Source organism: Acinetobacter sp. 25-47-122 (assembly GCF_056779695.1).
Window position 1 is genome coordinate 94,459 of record NZ_JBWYIJ010000002.1, and the last position, 21,686, is coordinate 116,144.

17 protein-coding genes and 1 tRNA gene are annotated in these 21,686 nt (G+C 37.9%); 8 read left to right on the forward strand and 10 right to left on the reverse strand.

Going from position 1 to position 21,686, the window contains the following annotated elements; all coding sequences use genetic code 11:
• Positions 1-70 precede the first annotated feature (70 nt).
• The 4 genes from AC1M9P_RS01985 to argG form a co-directional block, all read right to left on the reverse strand.
• Entirely contained in the window at positions 71-2,596 is a 2,526-nt protein-coding gene (locus AC1M9P_RS01985; protein WP_481586595.1) for a TonB-dependent receptor plug domain-containing protein, read from the reverse strand.
• Positions 2,597-2,811: 215 nt separating this feature from the next.
• On the reverse strand, positions 2,812-3,468 hold the full coding sequence (gene rnt / locus AC1M9P_RS01990; RefSeq protein ID WP_035266446.1) for a ribonuclease T: 657 nt from the start codon (positions 3,466-3,468) through the stop codon (positions 2,812-2,814).
• Positions 3,453-4,487: a dihydroorotase gene (gene pyrC, locus AC1M9P_RS01995; protein ID WP_035266516.1), complete on the reverse strand. Its 1,035-nt coding sequence runs from the start codon at positions 4,485-4,487 to the stop codon at positions 3,453-3,455. Before pyrC ends, rnt begins: the two co-directional genes overlap by 16 nt.
• Positions 4,488-4,715: 228 nt before the next feature.
• Entirely contained in the window at positions 4,716-6,056 is a 1,341-nt protein-coding gene (gene argG, locus AC1M9P_RS02000) for an argininosuccinate synthase (protein WP_092765981.1), read from the reverse strand.
• Between the two features lie 428 nt (positions 6,057-6,484).
• Here argG and AC1M9P_RS02005 point away from each other — a divergent pair, with 428 nt between their 5' ends.
• The 7 genes from AC1M9P_RS02005 to AC1M9P_RS02035 all read left to right on the forward strand — a co-directional run bounded on the left by AC1M9P_RS02005 (position 6,485) and on the right by AC1M9P_RS02035 (position 14,455).
• Positions 6,485-8,518 (forward strand): FAD-dependent oxidoreductase, encoded by a 2,034-nt coding sequence (locus AC1M9P_RS02005; protein ID WP_481586596.1) that lies wholly within the window; start codon positions 6,485-6,487, stop codon positions 8,516-8,518.
• A 97-nt stretch (positions 8,519-8,615) separates the two neighbouring features.
• Positions 8,616-8,705, forward strand: a tRNA-Ser gene (locus AC1M9P_RS02010).
• Between the two features lie 414 nt (positions 8,706-9,119).
• Positions 9,120-9,653 (forward strand): fimbrial protein, encoded by a 534-nt coding sequence (locus AC1M9P_RS02015; RefSeq protein ID WP_035266450.1) that lies wholly within the window; start codon positions 9,120-9,122, stop codon positions 9,651-9,653.
• A gap of 73 nt (positions 9,654-9,726) precedes the next feature.
• Positions 9,727-10,464 (forward strand): fimbrial biogenesis chaperone, encoded by a 738-nt coding sequence (locus AC1M9P_RS02020; RefSeq protein WP_051586549.1) that lies wholly within the window; start codon positions 9,727-9,729, stop codon positions 10,462-10,464.
• Positions 10,465-10,562: 98 nt separating this feature from the next.
• Positions 10,563-13,076 (forward strand): fimbria/pilus outer membrane usher protein, encoded by a 2,514-nt coding sequence (locus AC1M9P_RS02025; RefSeq protein ID WP_481586695.1) that lies wholly within the window; start codon positions 10,563-10,565, stop codon positions 13,074-13,076.
• On the forward strand, positions 13,073-14,080 hold the full coding sequence (locus tag AC1M9P_RS02030; RefSeq protein WP_035266523.1) for a fimbrial protein: 1,008 nt from the start codon (positions 13,073-13,075) through the stop codon (positions 14,078-14,080). Before AC1M9P_RS02025 ends, AC1M9P_RS02030 begins: the two co-directional genes overlap by 4 nt.
• Before the next feature lie 102 nt (positions 14,081-14,182).
• Positions 14,183-14,455 (forward strand): hypothetical protein, encoded by a 273-nt coding sequence (locus AC1M9P_RS02035; RefSeq protein WP_155756966.1) that lies wholly within the window; start codon positions 14,183-14,185, stop codon positions 14,453-14,455.
• 89 nt (positions 14,456-14,544) lie between these two features.
• Here AC1M9P_RS02035 and AC1M9P_RS02040 read toward each other — a convergent pair whose 3' ends face one another.
• Genes AC1M9P_RS02040 through AC1M9P_RS02060 form a run of 5 tightly spaced genes read right to left on the reverse strand, consistent with a single transcriptional unit; the run spans position 14,545 to position 19,184 of the window.
• Complete coding sequence (locus AC1M9P_RS02040) at positions 14,545-15,333, reverse strand: ABC transporter ATP-binding protein (protein ID WP_051586550.1); 789 nt, start codon at positions 15,331-15,333, stop codon at positions 14,545-14,547.
• Positions 15,330-16,346, reverse strand: a complete 1,017-nt coding sequence (locus AC1M9P_RS02045) for a FecCD family ABC transporter permease (RefSeq protein ID WP_481586597.1) — start codon at positions 16,344-16,346, stop codon at positions 15,330-15,332. Before AC1M9P_RS02045 ends, AC1M9P_RS02040 begins: the two co-directional genes overlap by 4 nt.
• 1 nt (position 16,347) lies before the next feature.
• The gene (locus AC1M9P_RS02050) at positions 16,348-17,385 is read right to left on the reverse strand and encodes a FecCD family ABC transporter permease (RefSeq protein WP_051586551.1); all 1,038 of its coding nucleotides are present in this window, start codon (positions 17,383-17,385) and stop codon (positions 16,348-16,350) included.
• Position 17,386: 1 nt separating this feature from the next.
• Entirely contained in the window at positions 17,387-18,337 is a 951-nt protein-coding gene (locus tag AC1M9P_RS02055; protein WP_051586552.1) for an ABC transporter substrate-binding protein, read from the reverse strand.
• Between the two features lie 37 nt (positions 18,338-18,374).
• On the reverse strand, positions 18,375-19,184 hold the full coding sequence (locus tag AC1M9P_RS02060; protein ID WP_035266467.1) for a siderophore-interacting protein: 810 nt from the start codon (positions 19,182-19,184) through the stop codon (positions 18,375-18,377).
• Positions 19,185-19,416: 232 nt separating this feature from the next.
• On the opposite strand from AC1M9P_RS02060, the gene AC1M9P_RS02065 reads away from it, so the two are divergent.
• The gene (locus tag AC1M9P_RS02065) at positions 19,417-20,739 is read left to right on the forward strand and encodes a condensation domain-containing protein (protein ID WP_035266475.1); all 1,323 of its coding nucleotides are present in this window, start codon (positions 19,417-19,419) and stop codon (positions 20,737-20,739) included.
• Between the two features lie 36 nt (positions 20,740-20,775).
• Here the strand turns inward: AC1M9P_RS02065 and AC1M9P_RS02070 are convergent, their stop codons facing one another.
• Complete coding sequence (locus AC1M9P_RS02070) at positions 20,776-21,546, reverse strand: SDR family oxidoreductase (protein WP_035266478.1); 771 nt, start codon at positions 21,544-21,546, stop codon at positions 20,776-20,778.
• Positions 21,547-21,686 lie beyond the last annotated feature (140 nt).

The following is a 21,686-nucleotide window of genomic DNA, read 5'->3' on the forward strand; positions in this document are numbered from 1 at the left end:
ATGCAATCCAAAAGTTTAACGCGGTATAAATGAAAAAAAGAGCACCTAAGTGCTCTATGGGAATCATGAGTTAGAACTTGAATGTAACATCGGCAATAAACTGACGTCCAATTTCAGACTTCAATGTATTGCTGCTATCAGAAATGTTTTGACTGGTGTAAATATTGTGATGGTTCGTCAAATTATTGATCGTTAAACCAAATATTGCTTTTAAATCTTTGTTGATTTGCATGTCATATGTGCCTCGGAGATCCCATGTGAAGCGAGGGTCGATACGTTCAGTACCGTAAACTTCTAAACCATCTTTGTTGGGTTCTTTAAACTTATAAGTGTCTTTGTAAGATGATTTATAACTTAAAAAGTTGCTAATTTTAATCGGTGTATTTAAGAAATTAATATCCCAGCTTACTCGAGTCGTCCAAGGTTGTGCATAGTTCTCAACAGGTCGTTCATTAAATTTAATGAGTTTACCATTATAGATTACTTCACGATCTTCTGCTGTAGTTTGACTATTTATATTGAATGCATCGACATAGGTATTGTAGTTCTTTTTTATTTCATTATAGTCAAAAGCTAATCCAAAGTTGTGCTCACTATTTTTCAACTTCAGTGGGTGAATGTTATTGATTGCTAGGGTGTAGATGTCAGCGGTAGACTTCCCTATATTACTATAGCTAAAATAATCAATCGTGTTTTTAGTTCCTTCAACGACGTAACGGCTTTTGGTAATTTCATCTTTAGTATCGCGATTGATCCACTTGAGTCCAATATTCCAGTTTTTTATTTGACCATTCATACCAAAAACAATTTCGTCACTATATGGTGTGTCGAGTTCAGAGCGACGAATGTTGAGATTCGAAATTAGAATATCTGATAACCCAATTTGAACCCAATCTTCTTGTGGGCTATTTGTACGTTTTAAATTGTATTCGAGGTGTGCAACCTCATCTCGCAATTCAGTATTCAATGTATAGTTCGAATAGTAGCGATTCCAACCAGTTGTGAAGCTCAATAGTTCTGATTGGAATGGGCTGTATTTGAATGAAGTACGAGGAGCGAGATTGAAATTTTTTGATAGGGTTTCATAGTCAACACGTAAACCTAAACGAGCAGAAAATTTATCCCATAACATTTGATTTTCAGCAAATAAATACACACTATTTTGATCAATATGAGTTGACCCTTTTTTATAATATTTACCATTACTTAAGAACTGACCTTGATCATTATTTTCGGCAGATGGTAAGTCGCATAGAATATCTTCAGCTAAACAAGTGTATTGAGCTGATTTAGAAAAAACTTTTGGTTGATTGTACATGTAAGAGTCATTAAGACGTTCCCAGGCTGCGCTTGTATGTGAGTAACCTAAGCCAAAACTAATATTATGTATGGCTTTTGCCCAATTTTTAGGGTCAAAGACATTTTTAGCGCTATATGAAAACACATTTTGTGATAGTTCAATATCACTGCTGGTTGCACCTTGTCCGGGATTGTTACTCCAGTTTTTGGTCGGTGTTTCTTTCCAAATAATACCTAAATTACTGTCATTTTTGCGAGCATTGCTCATGGTTTGGTAGCTTAGATTTTGAGTCAGTGACGAATTATCAAATTTAGAGGTGAGTTCACCAAATAGGGTAACCGTTTCAGTATGGGTAACACTGCCTGAATCTAAGCGCTTTGCAACATAGTTCGTACTGTCTAAATTGCCATAATCAAAGCCAAACTTAAATTTATTTTGAGGCGAAGGTGTATAGAACACGGTTGCACCAGTGTTAATGTTATGTCTTTTATTTTCCTGTTTTGTATCAATTGCTAGGCCGCTCAATACTGGTATTAATGAATGACGCGTAGAACCATATAGATTGACCCCCAAATTTTCCGATAGTTTACTGTAAATATTTGCGCTGATACCTTGTTTATTGAAGTCTTTTTGATTGGTTAAGGTTGGTTCTTGGAACTCATCTTGTTCTTCTTCATTCGCATAATGATATTTCGTCCAATTACTGCTAGTATAATCATATGTTAAAGAACCATGAATTTTACCAATCTCTGTATTAGGGGCACAGGTTTCGGCACGAATAACTCCCCCTGTAAATTCACCATATTCTGCAGAAATATTGCTATCTAATACCTCAAGACTACAGATTAAATCCGTATTAATTGCAATGCCTTGAGAACTGTCCGATAGTTTTCCATCATACGAGTCCCCACTTCCCATTGGATCAACGTTATTTGTAGAATTTACACCATTAATCATAAATTTATTACGGTAAGTTTGTGCGCCATTGATAGAGATTTCGGATGGTTTTAATTCAGCTTGTGATCCTGCAGCACGATAGTCATTACTAAATTGCACATTAGGATTTACTCTTAAAAAATCAGTAATGTTCTTAGAACTATTGGGTGTCTTGTCTAAGTCATCCTTCGTATAAAGGGTTTTCCCAACTTCTTGTTGCTCAGTTGCATTCGTTACAATTGTATTGAGTTTGATTGAATCATCATTAGCTGTTGAATTTATTTCTGTTTCATTTGCACAAACTGTAGTTGAGAGAATCGTAAGAATGGCTAAATTTAATTTTGAGCGTACAAATGACATGATTTAACATTGAGAGAATAAAAACGATAGCGATTATCATTTAATAATACTTATTTCACAATATTAATGAGAATAATTATCAATACTATATTCCGATTAACATAATATAAAAAAGCGATAGTTAAAAATTGGAACAAAAAGCCCCAATACTTTTCAATTAAGATCAATCCACAGGATGATCAAGATTTCTAAAATATTGGGGTATTTAAAGATTTTTACTCTGAAACGAGTGTTTCAAGTAAATGGGGCGCTAATTTATTTAAAATATAGCAGAATAATTCAGCTGTTTTCTGTGTGTCATACAAAGCAGAGTGGGCTTCTTTACCATCAAACTCGATGCCAGCTTGAATACATGATTTAGCCAAAACAGTTTGTCCGAACATCACAGCACTCAAAGTCACCGTATCAAAAACCGAGAAACTATGAAATGGATTTTGATTCTTAGTTCCAGTACGTGCAATTGCCGCTTTTAAAAAACCAAGATCAAAATGAGCATTGTGTCCAACTAGCACAGCATGTGTGCATTGTTGTTGTTTGCGTACCTCATTAATTGCTTTGAACATACGTTTAAGTGCAGACTTTTCATCTTCTGCCATCGCTACACGCATTGGATTAAAAGGATCAATGCCAATGAAGTCGAGTGAGCGACGATCTAAATTTGCACCTTCAAATGGATTGATGTGTGCATGATGCGCTTGACCAGGTACAAACTTTCCAGATTCGTCGTAAATGATTGGAATACATGCTATTTCAAGCAATGCATCGGTATCCGCATTAAAACCAGCTGTTTCCACGTCAACAACCACGGGTAGGAACCCGCGGAAGCGTTGACCGATGACAGGTAATGTTTCAGTGGTCACACTTTTCTCCATTGAATTGTTTTACCTGCATAAAGAGGAATGATCTGTTCGCCATCTAAATATTCAAGGCTTTCAGGAATCACTTGATCTTCTTTGATCAATGTAATGGTTTCAGTATTACGAGGTAAACCATAGAAATCCGCACCAAAGAATGAAGCGAAACCTTCAAGACGTTCAATTTTACCGACCTGATCGAATGCTTGAGCATACAATTCAATTGCAGTTGGAGCGCTATAGCATCCCGCACATCCACAGGCATTTTCTTTCGCATTTTTAGAATGCGGAGCGCTGTCAGTACCTAAGAAAAATTTAGGGTTGCCACTTGTTGCGACTTCTAACAAAGTTTGCTGATGTGTCTGGCGTTTTAAAATTGGCAAACAATAGAAATGCGGTTTAACACCACCAACCAACATGTCATTGCGATTGAATAACAAATGTTGTGGTGTAATCGTCGCTGCCACATTGCGATCTTGCTCAAGTACAAAATGTGCAGCTTCGCTTGTGGTGATATGTTCTAAAACTAATTTCAATTTTGGAAATTGTTTAAGCAGCGGTGCTAAAACTTCATCTAAGAAACGTTTTTCACGATCGAAAATATCAACATGATGATGTGTTACTTCGCCGTGGAGTAAGAGAGGAACCTGATGTTCTTCAAGTTGTTCAATGACGCTATACACTTTACGTATATCACTAACGCCATTATCAGAATTTGTGGTTGCTCCAGCAGGGTAAAGCTTAATTGCATTTACATATGGAGAGTTTTTAATTTTTTGTACTTCTTCAGGAGAAGTATGATCCGTAAAGTAGAGCACCATACGAGGATCGAATTTTACATTTTCAGGAACATGCGCCATGATTCTTTCACGATAAGCATGTGCTTCTTCCACAGTTTTTACAGGTGGAACTGTATTCGGCATACAGATTGCGCGATGAAATTGCTTCGCCAAATCAGGAACAGTACGTTGAAGTGCTAAACCATCTCTTAAATGAGCGTGCCAATCATCTGGCTGGATTAAAGTGATCGTATTCAAGGCAAGTCTTACTGAAAAAATAACATAGATGATAATCGATATTGCTTGAAATTGATAACGACAAAAGCCGATAAAAGGGGTTTTACATCTATTTGTGCTGATTAATATGGAAATGAGGCATACGTTAGATGAATGAGTCATTATCCATCTAGGGAACAATGATAGATTTTAACGACCAAATAAAAAACCGCGCTCAAAGCGCGGTTTTTTTTAGGACTAAACTAAATCTTAGTTTTTGTCTTTAAGTTGTGGAACAGCAGAACCTGTACCGACAGCAAGTAAACCTGCACCAGTATAGATTCCTAACTTAGCGCGAGTATCTGTAATGTCTAGGTTACGCATGGTTAATTGACCAATACGATCCATTGGAGTGAATACAGAATCACCTTTTTCCATGGTTAAGCGTTCAGCTTCGTATGTAAGGTTCTCAGATTCAGTGTTCATAATAGTGTAATCGTTACCACGACGAAGTTCTAAAGTCACAGTACCTGTGATTGCTTTAGCAACCCAACGTTGAGCAGTTTCACGAAGCATAAGCGCTTGAGAGTCGAACCAACGACCTTGGTAAAGTAAACGACCTAAACGTAAACCGTTGATGCGGTACTGTTCAATGGTATCTTCGTTATGAATACCAGTTACAAGACGTTCGTAAGCAATGTGTAGAAGTGCCATACCTGGAGCTTCATAAATACCACGAGATTTCGCTTCGATGATACGGTTTTCGATTTGGTCAGACATACCTAGACCATGACGACCACCGATACGGTTCGCTTCAAGAATTAACTCAACTGGATCTTCAATACGTTGACCGTTAAGTGCAACAGGGAAGCCTTCTTCAAATGTGATTGAAACTTCTTCAGGTGCGATTTCAACGTCTTCTTTCCAGAAAGCAACACCCATAATTGGTTCAACGATTTTGATACCAGCATCAAGATACTCAAGATCTTTCGCTTCGTGAGTTGCACCAAGCATGTTTGAGTCTGTTGAGTATGCTTTTTCTTTTGACATTTTATAGTCAAAACCGTTATCGATGAGGAACTGTGACATTTCTGCACGGCCACCAAGTTCATCGATAAATGTTTGGTCTAACCAAGGTTTGTAAATTTTAAGTGCTGGGTTCGTTAATAGACCATAACGGTAGAAACGCTCAATGTCGTTACCTTTATAAGTAGATCCGTCACCCCAAATGTTGACGTCATCTTCTTTCATCGCGGTAACAAGCATTGTACCTGTGACTGCACGACCAAGTGGTGTTGTATTGAAGTAAGGTACACCACCTGTAGAGATATGGAATGCGCCACATTGAATTGCTGCAATACCTTCTAATGCAAGTTGTAAACGGCAATCCACTAAGCGTGCTTTAACAGCGCCATAAGCTTCAGCTTTCTTTGGAATAGCATCGTAATCATCTTCATCTGGCTGACCTAAGTTTGCTGTATACGCATAAGGTTCAGCACCTTTTTGTTTCATCCACAATAGAGCTGCAGAAGTATCAAGACCACCAGAGAAGGCAATACCAACTTTTTTGCCTACAGGTACATTCTGTAAGATAGTTGCATTATCAGACATTGTTCATCCTAACGATAGAATATAGGCACCTAGAAAATTGGTAACCTGAAAAATATATTTCTTCAATTGTAGCACTTTTCATTGGTAATTTTTTTTAAAAAAAGATACGTGGTGCAAAAATATTAGAATAAGTAGCAATATTTCGTCGAAACTCAGAAGTAATAGGTAGTGCTTAATCTAATTCATGATTTCTTCTTGAAAATAATACAGTGCATTTATGAAGATTTTTATGCATCAATTTATTTTATTGCAATTTTTCAAAGAGAACTTAGTGAAAAATATTTTTTATAAGTGATTGAATATTAATATCTAATTTCATGGTTGGTAATTTATTATAGAAAAAGACAAAAAATTGCCATAAACAGTTATGAAAAAAGAAGTATAGTTTTATGCAACAAGTTGCAAAGCCCATAAAATAAGGAATTGCCATGACAACTCGCTATGCAAATATATTAAAACCTCTTGATCTTGGTTTCACTACCCTCAAAAATCGTGTCGTGATGGGATCGATGCATACCGGTCTAGAAGATCGTTTTTATAACTATCCTAAATTAGCAGCATATTTTGGTGAGCGTGCTAAAGGGGGCGTAGGTCTCATCATTACAGGTGGTATTTCCCCTAACCGTCAGGGCTGGCTGCTTCCAGCTGGTGGCACAATGAATACCTTAGGTGATGTTGCCCCACACCGATTAGTGACACATGCAGTTCATAAACATGGTGCAAAAATTTTAATGCAAATTTTGCATTCAGGGCGTTATGGTTATCAACCTTTTGTGGTTTCTGCAAGCCCAATAAAATCGCCGATCTCACCATTCAAACCACGCCAAATGTCAGAAAAACAAATTTTGGATACGATTCAAGATTATGCGGCTACAGCAAGTATCGCGAAAAAAGCTGGCTATGATGGTGTTGAAATCATGGGATCAGAAGGCTATTTGCTGAACCAATTTATGAGTCGTCATGTCAATCAGCGTACAGACCAATGGGGCGGGGAAATAGAAAACCGTATGCGCTTTGCAGTTGAAATTGTTAAGGCAATTCGCGCGAAAGTTGGCGAAAAATTTATCATTTGTTTCCGTTTATCTATGCTTGATTTAGTTCATGACGGTAATACAATGAATGAAGTGATCACGGTGGCTAAAGCGCTAGAAGAAGCAGGTATCACATTATTGAATACAGGTATTGGTTGGCATGAAGCTCGTGTGCCAACAATTGTAACCTCTGTTCCTCGTGCGGCATTTGTAGATTATACCGCAGAGGTGAAAAAACATGTGTCTGTGCCTGTGATTGCATCCAACCGAATCAATATGCCTGAAACTGCCGAAGTTATTTTGGCTGAAGGTAAAGCCGACATGATTCAAATGGCTCGACCATTATTGGCAGATGCTTTCTGGGTGAATAAAACTGCGACTAATCGTGTTGATGAAATCAATACGTGTATTGCGTGTAATCAGGCTTGTTTGGATCATACTTTCAAAAATAAACGTGCAACATGTTTAGTGAATCCACGTGCAGCCTATGAAACTGAACTGGTTTATTTAAAAACCAAGAAGCCAAAAAAAGTAGCTGTTGTGGGTGGTGGTGTAGCTGGAATGTCGGCAGCGACCGTTGCTGCCAGTCGTGGTCATCAGGTTACTTTATTTGAAGCCACTAATGATGTAGGGGGACAATTCAACTTAGCGAAAGTTGTTCCTGGGAAAGAAGAGTTTCATGAAACCATTCGCTATTTTAAAGTCCAAATTGAGCGCACTGGGGTTGAACTTCGTTTAAATACTAAAGTTAATCGTGAACAGCTTGAGCGTGAAGGCTTTGATGAGGTGATTGTTGCGACAGGCGTTGTACCACGTGCATTGAAGATCGAAGGAAGTGATGCACCACAAGTTTTATCTTATGCAGAAGTATTAAGAGGTGCGCCTGTGGGTCAAAAGGTAGCAGTAATTGGTGCTGGTGGTATTGGATTTGATGTGTCAGAGTTTTTATTAAAACCTGAACATCAGCCACAGCCACAACCTTTGGCAGAATGGAAACGTGAGTGGGGAGTTGATCCTGATGTTCAGTATGTTTCTGAAGGTGGTTTACAACCTGCTGAAGTGGATCATCCAGTTCGCGAAATATATTTATTGCAACGTAAGACAACGCCTTTGGGTATAGGATTAGGTAAAACCTCTGGTTGGGTTCATCGCGCCCAATTAAAAAAACATCATGTGAAAATGTTGCGTGGCGTTCAATATAAATTAGTGAGTGATGAAGGTCTGTGGATCGAAGTTGGTGGGCATGATCAATTATTACGAGTCGATACTATCGTTGTTTGTGCAGGGCAGGAATCTGTTAAAGAGATTATGCCATCAGAGACTGAAACAACTTTAGCGAAATATCACATTATTGGTGGTGCAAAGCTTGCTGCTGAGCTTGACGCTAAGCGTGCGATTCGTGAAGGTGCTGAAATTGCAGCCAAAATTTAATAAATTTGAATCATTTGGTGAAACTATATTCACTTGAATGGTTTGATTGTAATTTTTACTTGTCATGATATGAAAAGCTTCGTATTATGGCGCACATGGAAGCGTGGCAGAGCGGTTTAATGCACCGGTCTTGAAAACCGACGAGGGTGTGAGTCCTCCGTGAGTTCGAATCTCACCGCTTCCGCCAAATTCAAAAGCCCTGACAGATGTCAGGGCTTTTTTTATGAGCGAAATAATATTGCCTCATTGCCTCATATTGAATATTTAGAATTATGACGGGATCATGACAGAATTTGTCTAAATCAAAAATTTCATAATATCGCTTTAATATATATAAATATTTTAAAAATTATTAATTTTATAGAGTAATTTAGCTAAATTTTTCAAAATTCATAGTTACAAAAAAATACATGAATAATTAATTAATAATAAATAAAGAGTTAAAGATAAATTTACAAATGTGAAATGGTTTTAATGAAAATGGCAAAATGTGACTTTATTTACACTTATTTTGTAATGTAATACCATGCTTTTGCAATTTTTTGCATATCAATCGACATTTTTTAAACATCCCACCATTCCCCGAATTAGAGTAAGACTAATGAAAAAAATCGCATTATTTTCAGCAGTTTTATTAGCTACGATTGCACAAGCAAATGCAGCTGATGGAACAATTACAATCAACGGTTTAGTTACAGATAAGACTTGTGACATTGTAACGCCACAAGGCAAAAACTTTACTGTGACTCTACCTACAGTTTCAAAACAAACGCTCGCTACAGCTGGTGAAGTCGCTGGTCGTACACCGTTCACGATCAATCTAAGTGATTGTTCAGAAGGTAAAGTCGCAACTTATTTCGAACCTGGTGCAACGGTCGATTTCAACACTGGTCGTTTAAATAACCAAGATGCTAATGGTGCTAAAAACGTACAAGTTCAATTGTTAGGAAGCAACAACCAACCTATTTTAGTTCAGCAGGCTGGTGCGAATGGTGCGCAAACTAACTCTCAGTGGGTTGATGTTGTCGATGGTGGAACTGCTGCACTTGACTACTATGCAGAATACTATGCGACTGGTGCTTCTACAGCAGGTCCTGTAACTACTTCAGTTCAATACACGATTATTTATCAATAATTTGTTTTGAAAATAGAGTTAAGTTATTGATTAACTTGGCTCTAATCAAATGTATTAAGTAGAGATCAATTGCATGCTAGGTTCATTTAAAAATATAACAATGATGTTGGGACTATTGGCTTCGACAAGTTTTGCTCATGCTGAAATCATTATTCATGGAACAAGAGCAATATACCCAGCAGATGCAAGAGAAATCACACTACAGGTCAGTAACAATGGTGATAAACCATCATTGGTACAAGCATGGATTGATGAGGGTGATCCAAAGAGTAAGCCTGAACAATCTAAAGCTCCATTCATTATTACACCGCCAATCTCGCGTGTTGATCCCACCAAGAGTCAATCGCTTCGAATCACGGCTTTGCCAAATGCAAAATCATTAAGTGGTGAACAAGAAACTGTGTTTTGGTTGAATGTTTTAGATATTCCGCCTAAACCTAAAGCCAATGCTCAAAGCACGGAACCAGATAACTTTTTACAACTGGCAATACGCTCAAGAATTAAATTATTTTATCGACCAACAAATTTGAAAGATAAGGTTGCAGAAGCTCCAGCAAAATTACAATGGAAGCAAGTAGGTAATCAACTCCAAGTGATTAATCCAACGGCTTATCACGTCACAATCACATCGATATTAAGTCAACAAACTAATGGGAAATTGGTGGATTTGATGAAAGAAGGGATCATGGTGAGCCCCAAATCAAGTGAAAATATAAATCTAAAGTCAGCTATCACTCATAGTAAGTTGAGTTTTACAACGATTAATGATTTTGGTGGGCGTATTCAGACAGATTTGAAATTAAATCCCTAAATTAATGAATCAATATTCCTATTAAATATTAATAGGTAGGCAAAAATATGCTGATCCGTAACCAAAAACAAGATGATGAAAAAAAACTTCCTACAATTATGATTGTTTTGGGGGCTATTACGTTCGGATTTACTTATTTAACGCCAGCACATGGTGAAGAGATTTCAAACGAATCATCAGCGGATGGTGTGGAATTTGACTCATCTTTTTTGATTGGTGAAAACGCACAATCAATTAATACAGATAGGTTTAAATTTGGAAATCCTATTTTGCCAGGTGAATATAATGTTGATGTTTACGTAAATGGTAACTGGTATCGTAAGCATCGAGTTGTATTCAAGAATGAATTAAATAATAAATCAGCAAATGCTTATACGTGTTTTGATGCAAAAACATTAATGCAGTTTGGTGTCAAAAAAGAGATTTTAAAATTTGAGCCATCTAATTCTACTTCGACATCTTGTCAGCGTATTGAAAATTGGGTGGAAAATGCATTTTATGAGTTTGATTCTGCTCGTTTAAGACTAGATATTTCTATCCCTCAAATTGCGATGCAACAAAATGCTCAGGGCTACATCGACCCAAGTGCTTGGGATCGAGGGATTAATGCTGGATTTATTTCATACAGTGCCTCAGGTTATAAAACAAAAAATTACTCTGAAACCAATCCTGAAATTAACAATGCCTTCATGTCTTTGGCAACTGGTGCAAATTTAGGTGGGTGGCAACTCCGTCATAATGGTCAATGGAAATGGTCTGATCACGAAGATCAGGGGCGTAATAAAAGTAGTTACGATGCAGTCACGACTTATGTACAACGTGCATTTCCCCAATATCGAGGTATGTTGACACTCGGTGATTATTTTACCAATGGTGAATTATTTGATTCTGTAGGTTATCGCGGTCTAGATTTCACAAGTGATGAACGGATGTTACCCAATAGCATGACGGGTTATGCGCCCCGAATTCGTGGTAATGCTCGTACGAATGCTAAAATCGAAATTAAACAACAAGGTCAAATTATTTATCAAACTACAGTTGCACCGGGTAGTTTTGAAATTAATGATCTTTATCCCACTGGCTTTGGTGGTGAATTAGAAGTTTCAGTCATTGAATCTGACGGTCAAATTCAGCGCTTTTCTGTACCTTATGCATCAGTTGTACAAATGCTAAGACCTGGTATGAATCGTTATTCATTTACGATAGGTGAGTTTAGAGATAAGGATATTGATTTAGATCCATGGGTTGGTCAGGCAAAATATCAACATGGGATCAATAACTATATTACAGCCTATACAGGGCTACAATTTTCTGAAAATTATCAGGCATATTTAGTCGGTACAGCTTTTGCGACACCAATTGGTGCGATTGCAATTGATATCACGCAATCTGAAGCTAAGTTTGATCGAAGAAAAGATCAAACTGGACAAAGTTATCGTTTGAGTTACAGCAAGTTAATTAGCCCGACGAATACGAATTTAACTTTGGCTGCTTATCGTTATTCAACTGAAAACTTTTTGAAACTACGAGATGCCTTTTTAATCCAAGATCTGGATGAAAAGGGGGTAAGCTCAGGTCATGTTGGTAAGCAGAGAAGTGAGTTTACCATCACGTTAAACCAAGGATTACCAAATAATCTAGGCAATTTCTATGCTACAGGTTCTTGGAGTGATTATTGGAACACCAACCAAAAGTCTAAACAATATCAAGTTGGCTACAGTAATACTTATAATTTGCTGACGTATGGTTTATCTGCCATTAAACGAGAATTAGAAAATAATAATACGAATATGCGTAGCAGCGATACGGAGTATATGCTGACGCTTTCTTTGCCGCTCACATTTAAAAAGAGTGCTTTAAATCTAAGTTCAATTACCACGCAAGATCGTATTAATGTAGGTGCGAGTGGTACAGTGGGCGAAAAATTCAATTACGGATTTTCGACTTCCGCGGATTATGGCAATAATCCAAGTTTTAACACTAACGTACAATATCGAACAAATTATTCAACTCTTGGTGCGTCTTATAGTTTGGCGGATCAATATCAACAAATGTTAGTCACAGCCCGAGGCAATGTGGTTGTACACCGTGATGGCGTACATTTTGGACCAGATCAGGGGCAAACGATGGTCTTAGTCTATGCCCCTGAAGCCTCAGGTGCAAAAGTAAATAATTCGACAGGTTTAGAAATTAATAAATCTGGTTATGCGATTATTCCTTATGTCACACCATATCGTCTGAATGACATTAGCTTGAACCCTGAAGAGATGTCGACAGATGTAGAATTAATGGAAACAAGTCAAAGAATTGCACCTTATTCAGGCGCGATAACGAAAGTGAATTTTGCGACTAAATCAGGGAAGGCAATTTATATCAAAAGTGCGCTAAAAGATGGACAATCTTTACCATTTGCAGCAGAAGTATTCAATTCTAATCAAGAAAGCATTGGTTTAGTTGCTCAAGGTGGTTTGGTTTATGTCAGAACCGCAGCACTCAAAGATACTTTAAACATCGTTTGGGGTGATGAGCCAGATGATCGTTGCCAAATCCAATATGATGTCACTGCGCATCAGTCTGAAAATATGATTACGACAGAGGCACTATGTCAATGAAAACTAAGATTTTAATAGGTGCTGTTGTACTCTCAGGTTTTGCCATAACTTCTGTTCAAGCAGCTTGTACACCTCAAGCTAACTTTAGAACAGTTGATATTAGCATGGCTGTTGGCAGAGTCGTAGTCAGACCATCTGATCCAGTAGGCCGAGTTTTAACCAAAAAAACGTTTCCAATTTCACCGAATGGTTCAAGTATTCGGTGTGATCGAAATCCTGTAAATATTAATGCAAGACTGATTCAAAATGGTCAGTTGAGTCCCGCTGGGGATTCAGTTTATGAAACCAATATTCCAGGTATTGGGATTAGGCTTTATCGTGAAGCCGCAAATAATCAAAATTTTTCAGGTTATTATCCATACTCTCGTAGGTTAACGGCTAATACAACTTATAACTTAGATAATGGTTTTTTTGTTGTCGAAATTATCAAAACTGCAGTAAATTCGGGTTCAGGTGTAATAGCACCGGGACGTTATAGTACTTATTATGTAGAGGGCTATCCTCAGCAAGCTTTTTTAACCAGCACAGTATATGGTAATGCGATTACGATTGCTTCAAGTTCATGTGAGATCCAAGGAAATATCAATAAAACGGTGAATTTACCTACAGTAAATAAATCCGATTTTAAAGGTATAGGATCTACAGCGGGTGAGCAGGCATTTGATATGAATATATTATGTAATGGTGGAGATAATCCGACGAGTGTGACAGAAACAAACCGAATTAGCCTAAGCTTTGATTACACTTCAAATGGAAATAATTCAATCGTAAATGATGCAGCGTCAAATGTCAGAGCCAAAGGTGTAAATACACAATTAATTTCCAATTATCAAAATCAAAATAAAGTTATTACTCAAGGTGAGCAAATACAACTTGGCACCGTGAGCTCGAATCAAACGGTTCAATATAACTTGCCATTGAAAGCACGCTATATCCAAGTTGAAAACCAAGTAGAACCTGGTCGTGTGAGAGGTCAGGCAACGGTCACAATCCAATACCAATAATGATATGTAGTTCACATTAATAAAAAATATTTAATTTATAATATTGTTTTAACTATATTTTTATGTAAATTTAAAGATCGTATGCTTTATTGGGGAAAGGCAATGCGATCATTATTTATACTTATTCTAAATATGGTCATTTCGGTGCATGTCGTGCATGCTCAAAATATTGAATTTCAAGGTTCAGTCATTGAAAACTATAGCTGTTCTGAAAGTTCTTTAGAAAAATATTGTATTGAATTACATGAAATCACTCAGCAGTTAAAAGATCATCAAGTGACTCAAGAGGATCGTTTAAGTTTAGATCATTATGTGGTTCAAGTAAGCAATGTAAATGGGCAAGATAAGAAAATGATTTCAGTTTATTACCACTAATTAAACTCAAAAGCTTGCAATGGAATAATGCTCTTCCATAAGAAATCTACGTTGTCATCAATGAAGATGGATTAAGTTGGTATTGAGGATTAATCACCAAACTTATTTGGGATGACCAGTAACCTTTTCTTGGATTGATCATCTTCAACTATTCTGACTTCGGCATCTAAGTTATAAAGTTGATGAACTAATTGCTTTGTTAAAACATCTTCTGATTTACCTTGTGCAATGATTTGACCATCTTTCATGGCAACTAGAAAATCGGCACAGCGTGCAGCAGTGGCTAATTCATGTAGAACCATCACTATGGTTTTACCTTGTGAAGCTAGAGAGCGGACTAAATTTAAAATATCGGCTTGATGACCGATATCGAGCATACTAATTGGTTCATCTAAAAGAATTAAAGGGGTCTGTTGTGCGAGGACCATTGCGATCCATGCACGTTGACGTTGACCTCCTGATAGATTGCTTAAATTTTGATTTTTTAATTCGCTTAAATGGGTCGCAGACAAGGCATCATCAATCGCTTTTTGGTCTTCGATGTTCAGTCGTTTAAACCAACCTTGATGTGGAAAACGACCGAAGCGTACTAACTGCTCAACTGTCATGCCGTTGGGTGCAGTTACATGCTGTGGAAGTAATGCAAGTTGCTTAGCGAGCAACTTTTTACTGAGTAAATTCAGTTGATTTTTTTCCCAAATGACTTGGCCTTGATCATATGGATGAATTTGAGCAATACATTTTAACAAGGTCGATTTTCCACAGCCATTTGGACCAATGAGGACGATGACTTGACCCTGCTGAAATTCAGCATTGATACCCTTCAAAACTTGATGATGATTATATCCAGCACTTAATTGATTGATGATTAAACTCATGTACGACTCATACTTCTAGAATGACGATATAACAACCACAACAACAGTGGACCACCAACCATGCCGCTAATAATGCCTGCGGGAATTTCGACAGGGGCAAGCAAATTTTTTCCAAGTAAATCGGCACATAAAACCATTAATGCACCAATACACATGGTTGGGAAAATCGGAAATAAATGATGAGGAAATGATTTAAATGCGATGATTGGTGCAGCAATAGCCACGAATCCAATGGGGCCCGCAATACTGACAGCGGTCCCAGCGAGAAACGCAGCAATAATAATGAGCATCAGTCTAATTTTAGATAAGGGTTCTCCTAGACTATCAATGACAGAATCAGGGAGAACCATTGCACTAAATAGTCGCCGCCACAGCACAATAATACTGACAAGCAGCATGATAAAAATCGAAGTTGGTAGCAAGATGCTGTAGCTTCGACCAATCAAACTACCACTACTAAAAATTAAAATATTACTGGTGTGCATTACTGGCAGTGTCGCAAGGATAAGGTCAAAACTGGCTTTCATGAGTGTTGCAATTCCGACCCCGATGACCAAAATACGATACCCCTGTGTTCCTACGCCGCCTGAAGCAATTAAAATAAAAAAAACACAGAAGATCGCACCCATTAATGCTTGCCACCATTGACCTAACATACTAGAACTTGAGAGGAGAATGGTGAATGCCAAAGCAAGCACTGCACTGTCACTGATACCAAAAACATCTGGGCTCGCAAGAGGATTTTTGGTGATAATTTGAAGAATGAGACCAGATAAGGCGAGTGCAGCGCCAATCAATAAGGCTGCCAAAAGTCGTGGTAATCTAATCTTTTCAACGAGAAGTTGATGTGCAGCTGACGCATTGCCTGTAAATACATTCCATAGCGTATTCAAATTTAATGTGATTTCACCGTACATCAGGCTAAATAAACTAAGTGATATCAGTAGAATCGCAATGATTATCCAAGCCTTTATCATTGATTTTTGTTTTAAACGACTCAACAGAGAAGACATATTATTTCTCCGCCTGAATGATATTTTGTAAGTTATTTTGACGCACCATCCATATCAAAATAGGTGCACCTAATAAGGCTAAAAGAATACTGACAGGGGCTTCGAAAGGTTGCACGACTGCACGTGCAATGATATCCGCCATCAGCAACAACAACATGCCAAATAGTCCACTATAGATGAGCTGTTTCTGAATACTCTGAGCACCAATAGCTCGTGCAAAGTAAGGTGCAATCAAGCCTAAAAAGGCAATTGGTCCTGTTAATGCAACGGCACTTCCAGTTAATAAAACCACAGCTAAAATGCAGAATGCATCAAGTAGTTTCGTATTTAAGCCTAAGCTATTCGCCAGTTGATCACCAACTAAGCTAAGACCTAGAGGGCGTATCACCAATATAGCGATGATGAGTCCGATCGCCATTAAAATCAGTGCAAGACTGAGATATTGAATATCAACGCGATTGAGCGAACCTAAAACCCAAAAACGATAGTCGTCTAAGCCATTTTGGAAACTCAGAAGAATGGCAGCCATAAAACCTTGGAATGTACTGGTGATTGCCAGTCCAGCTAAGACTAAACGTGTAAGTGAGCTTTGATCTGTCATTTGACGAGGGCTGATGGCAAAGACCAATAATGCACTCACTAAAGCCCCAATCACCGCCCAAAAAAATAGTCCGAAGGTATCCATTTGAAGAACAATGGCCAAAACAATGGCAAGAGATGCACCACTATTAATTCCGATTAATCCACTATCAGCCAAAGGGTTTTTAAGCAAGTTCTGAAGGATGACGCCTGAGATCGCTAAAGCTAATCCGACACTCACCGCCGCAATAGTGCGTGGTATTCTAATTTCCAATAGGGGAGTAATTGGTTCTAAGGACCATTGACTGAGTGCCTGAAGAATAAGTTGCAAACTGTCTGTAAAGTAGGGCTGACCAGCGCCGTAAGCGATCGATAAAACAGTGCAACATAAAATAATCAAGCTAAGCACGATTCCCATCAGCGGGAATCGGTCAAGTACAGTTGTAGCATTCGTCAGCATGTTAATTATGGAGATGCTTCAATACATCATCAATGGCATGTCGAGCGGCATGTGGTCCACCTATGCCAGTCCACATAGATGCATCAACCACGAAATAATGCTTGTTTTTTGCAGCATTAAGACGTTGGAATTCTGGTAATTTTTCTAGTTCTGCCAGTTGCTTTTCCGCGTTTAGATGACTGCCAATGATGAGCCAGTCTGCATCAATTTGATCAAAACGTTCTCGACTGATTGGAGGGGTATGGCTTGCACCTGGTTGTTGCTGATGTTGAGGTCGTGTTAAGCCAATATCTTTTAAAACTTGGCTCGCAAATGAATCATTTAACATATACACAGGTCCATTGGCTGTCCAACGAATGACACTGACTGATTGACCTTGTTGAGCATGTAATTTCTGTTGAGCTTCTTGCGCATATTGATCGTACGCTTCTAGAGCTTTTTGGGCTTGTTGTTCTTTATTTAATAAATGAGCTACCTTTTTGAAACTGTCTTTCCATGGCTCGCCGCGTGCAAAACTGACTGCAGTGGGTGCAATTTGCTGCAATTGATTAATCATTTGTGTATCAATCATGCTTCCAGCAATAATTAAGTCAGGTTGTAACGTAAGAATTTGTTCCATGCTCGGTTGTCCAAAGTTACCGACGGAGGCGATCTGTTGTGTTTCATTTTTGAGGTAATCTGGAAAATTACTTTGACCTCGAACATAACTACTGCCTATAGGTTTTATTCCAAGCGCAATAGCACTATCCAAATCAAGTTCACTTAAAACCACAACACGTTGTGGCTGAACAGGAATCGTAACTTGACGACCTAAAGCATCTTCAATTTGTCGTGTCGTATTTATTTGAGATTCAGCCGTTGCTTTACTGTCTCGTGAAGAAGGTTCATTCGACTGAGAGCATGCTGTAAAGAGAGTGATAGCACTCAACATAATTGCAATTTTATATTTCATATCTTTCTACATATTTCATTAAAATAATTCTATTCACTTATTCAATGGCATCCATTACTTGATGGCGTTCCTCATGATAAGCCTCTTCGTTGTGACCTTGCTTCCAATAAGGCACAGCATATAAATTACTTTTGGGTAGCTGGAAGTTTTGTCTTAGTATTTTACGAAGTTCAACCACCGTTGAATTTTCACCCGCCAGTGATACTGAAATATCTTTATTTTTCCAGTCTAAGTTTTGCAAAGAATCACGGATGTTATTATTCAATTCATGAGGGCCTTTGCACCAATGAACCTTAATGTGTTCAGGCTTATTCAGATGTATTTGGTCTGAATCATCTTCGATCTCGATCCAAACTTCACCATGAGCGTCTTTTGGTAATTGTTCAAGAGAGGCAGCGATCATCGGAATTGCTGAAAGATCTCCAACAAAAATCCAATATTCTGCATCGATTTTAAAACGTGCTGGTCCTCCTGGACCGGCTAGACCTAACAGATCACCTGGACTCGCATGCTTTGCCCAATCAGCCGCTATACCAAAATCTTCATGTCTTACAAAATCGATGACTAAAAGTTGCTGTTCTTCATCGAAATCTCGAACAGTATATGTCCGTGTAATTGGTTTCTTTCCATTTGGCCACGTAATTTTGCCTAAAGAATTTCGAAACGGGAGGTCAGGGGCTTGTTGATCAGGGTTCGGAAAAAACAATTTGATGTGCGCACCACCATCACATTTTGCATAACCTGTGAAATCTTCACTTTTAAACTTAATACGCTGTAAATGAGTGGAAATTTGTTCTGTTGAATGGACAGAAATATGTCGAGCTAGAGGAGGAGATTGTGTCGTCATTATTTAATCTTCTGTACTTATCAATGGAGTGAAGATCGTCGATACAGTAATACGTGCGTCAGTCGACAGATTTGAATGGTTATTAATCTAAATCAAACAAATTAAATTTGCAAATGATAATCATTATATTTAATAATCTTTTTGTGCCAAAGTGTAATCACAAAATATGTAGGTTAAAATATTTTGTAAAGCTTTGATTTTATAATGAAAATTAAATATATGCGGTTGTCTTATGCAAATCAATGAATCCCATGATCTATTAACTCGTGCACAACACAGTATGTGGAAAGGCCATCATTATCATGGCAGTTATCCTTTTCATACGGCGGAGTGGTTGGTTATTGAGGGACCATTAGATCGAGAGCTTTTTCAAAAAGCAGTTTATCTCACATTAAAGGAAGCTAAATCGCTTCATTGGCGAGCTTTAGTTCAGGGCGAACACGTCTATCGAGTAGATGATGTGACGATACGGAAACCTAGCTTCGTTGATTTATCTCAGCTTGATGAGGAGGAAATTTTAGCGTGGGCTGAAAAAGAAGTAGAACCAGCATTTAATTTAGAATCGGGTCATTTATATGACTATGTGTTTGCACACTTAGGTGAGCAAAAGTATGGATTATTTTTTAAAGCGCATCACGTTGCATTAGATGGCTACGCTTACGGACTGATGATTAGCCGATTTATTGATTATTATCAATCTCTCAAAAATGGTACTGAATTAAAAATTAAAGGGTTCGATCATTATGAAAAGTTTATTGCAGAAGAACAGCGCTACCTTCACTCTGAAAAAGCTGAAAAAGATTTAGACTTTTGGAAGGCTAATTTTTCGTATGAGAAAGCTCCTAAGAAACGACTTAAACGAAAATTAAAAGAACCATTTTCACAAGGGCCACGTTATGAAGAGGTAATTGATTGGCCTACACAGCTACAATTAAATGCATTAGCAACTGAATTAAAATTGCCCAGTGCTCTTATCGTCATGGCAGTGATGATGAGTTATTTAATAAAACAGTCTAAAGATCCTCAACAATGCTTTGGGGTACCTTTTATGTCTCGGTTGGGTACTTCATCTATGCGTATACCGTGCTTAGTCATGAATATCCTGCCATTAAGGTTGGGCATTACTGGACAAGAAAACTTAAAAGAAATCATTTTATTATTAACGAAAAGATTTGCCGAAATTCGACCGCATCAGCAAAGCTATTTTGAGCAAATGCGATTTGTATTAGAAGATTTTGATCCCTATGAAAATATCTTATTTGGACCTATTGTGAACTGGATTCCTTACCCTCTACCTGAACATTTTGAAGGGTGTAAGTTAACAAAAACAACTATATCCGCTGGCCCAATTGAAGACTTTGATACCGCGATTACCAATAAGTTTGTTGATGGTATCGAACGATTGTATCTCGCTGTTGACGGACATAAAGAACTCTATGATGTGCCAAGTCTTAAAGCTTATTGGTATGATTTTATGGAGATGATGAAAACTTGGTTAGCTCAACCAGAACTTGTTTTTGAACAACTTCAAATTCACAAACCACTGCCAGAATAGTCTGGCAGCTTATCCTTTGAATGGGCAATAGGGCTGTTACACGCCTAAAGTTGCTCCACCATCAACCACCAATTCGTGCATTGTGATTTGGCGTGCTTGATCTGAAAGTAAGAATATCACTGCATTGGCAATATCTTCAGCCTCAGCAATCTTTTGCAATGGAATACCATTTCGGAATTGTTCTAGATTTCCGTTGACAATGTTTGCAGGGGGGCGATCCTCAGTCCATAGTTGTTTTTGCATTTGTGTAAGGGTTGAGCCAGGTAAAACTAAGTTACAGCGAATATTGTGAGGCGCGAGTTCCAACGCAAGATTTTTAAAATAGTGACTCACTGTAGCTTTAGTCGTTGCATACAAACCCATATTCATTCTTGGAATGAGGGCTGCATTTGAACTGATGCTCACAATCGCACCTTCTCTTTGAGGAATCATTTGGTGAGCGACCCAACGACTAAGTTCGGCAGGGCCAATGAAATTTATCGACAAATTTTCATGCCATTGTTCAACTGATGTATTTAATAAAGATCCCATTTCTAAGACTCCTACAGCATTCACTAACCCCGTGATCGTGCCTTTAAAAAGTATAGAATTTTCAATGTGCTGAATGATCTCATTGGTCTTACGAATGTCACAGCTGATGTGGTCTAGATGGTTGAGTGATGCTTCAGGAATTAATTTAAAAAGTTCCCATTGATTGATGTCATCAATCCGATCAATTGCGATGACTTGATGATCCTTCTGCAATAGCTGACGACAAATTTCAGCACCAATTCCTCTGGCTGCACCCGTCACGATATATAAACCCATTTAAGTATCCTTTAATTTTATTAACAAATTGAAACGATAATCATTTTCAATTGGGAATAATAATTATTATATTGGTTGCGTTCAACTCCTAGAGGTTGTCCTTTTGTGAATGTTGAAAGTTTGATGCACGCAGTGCGAAC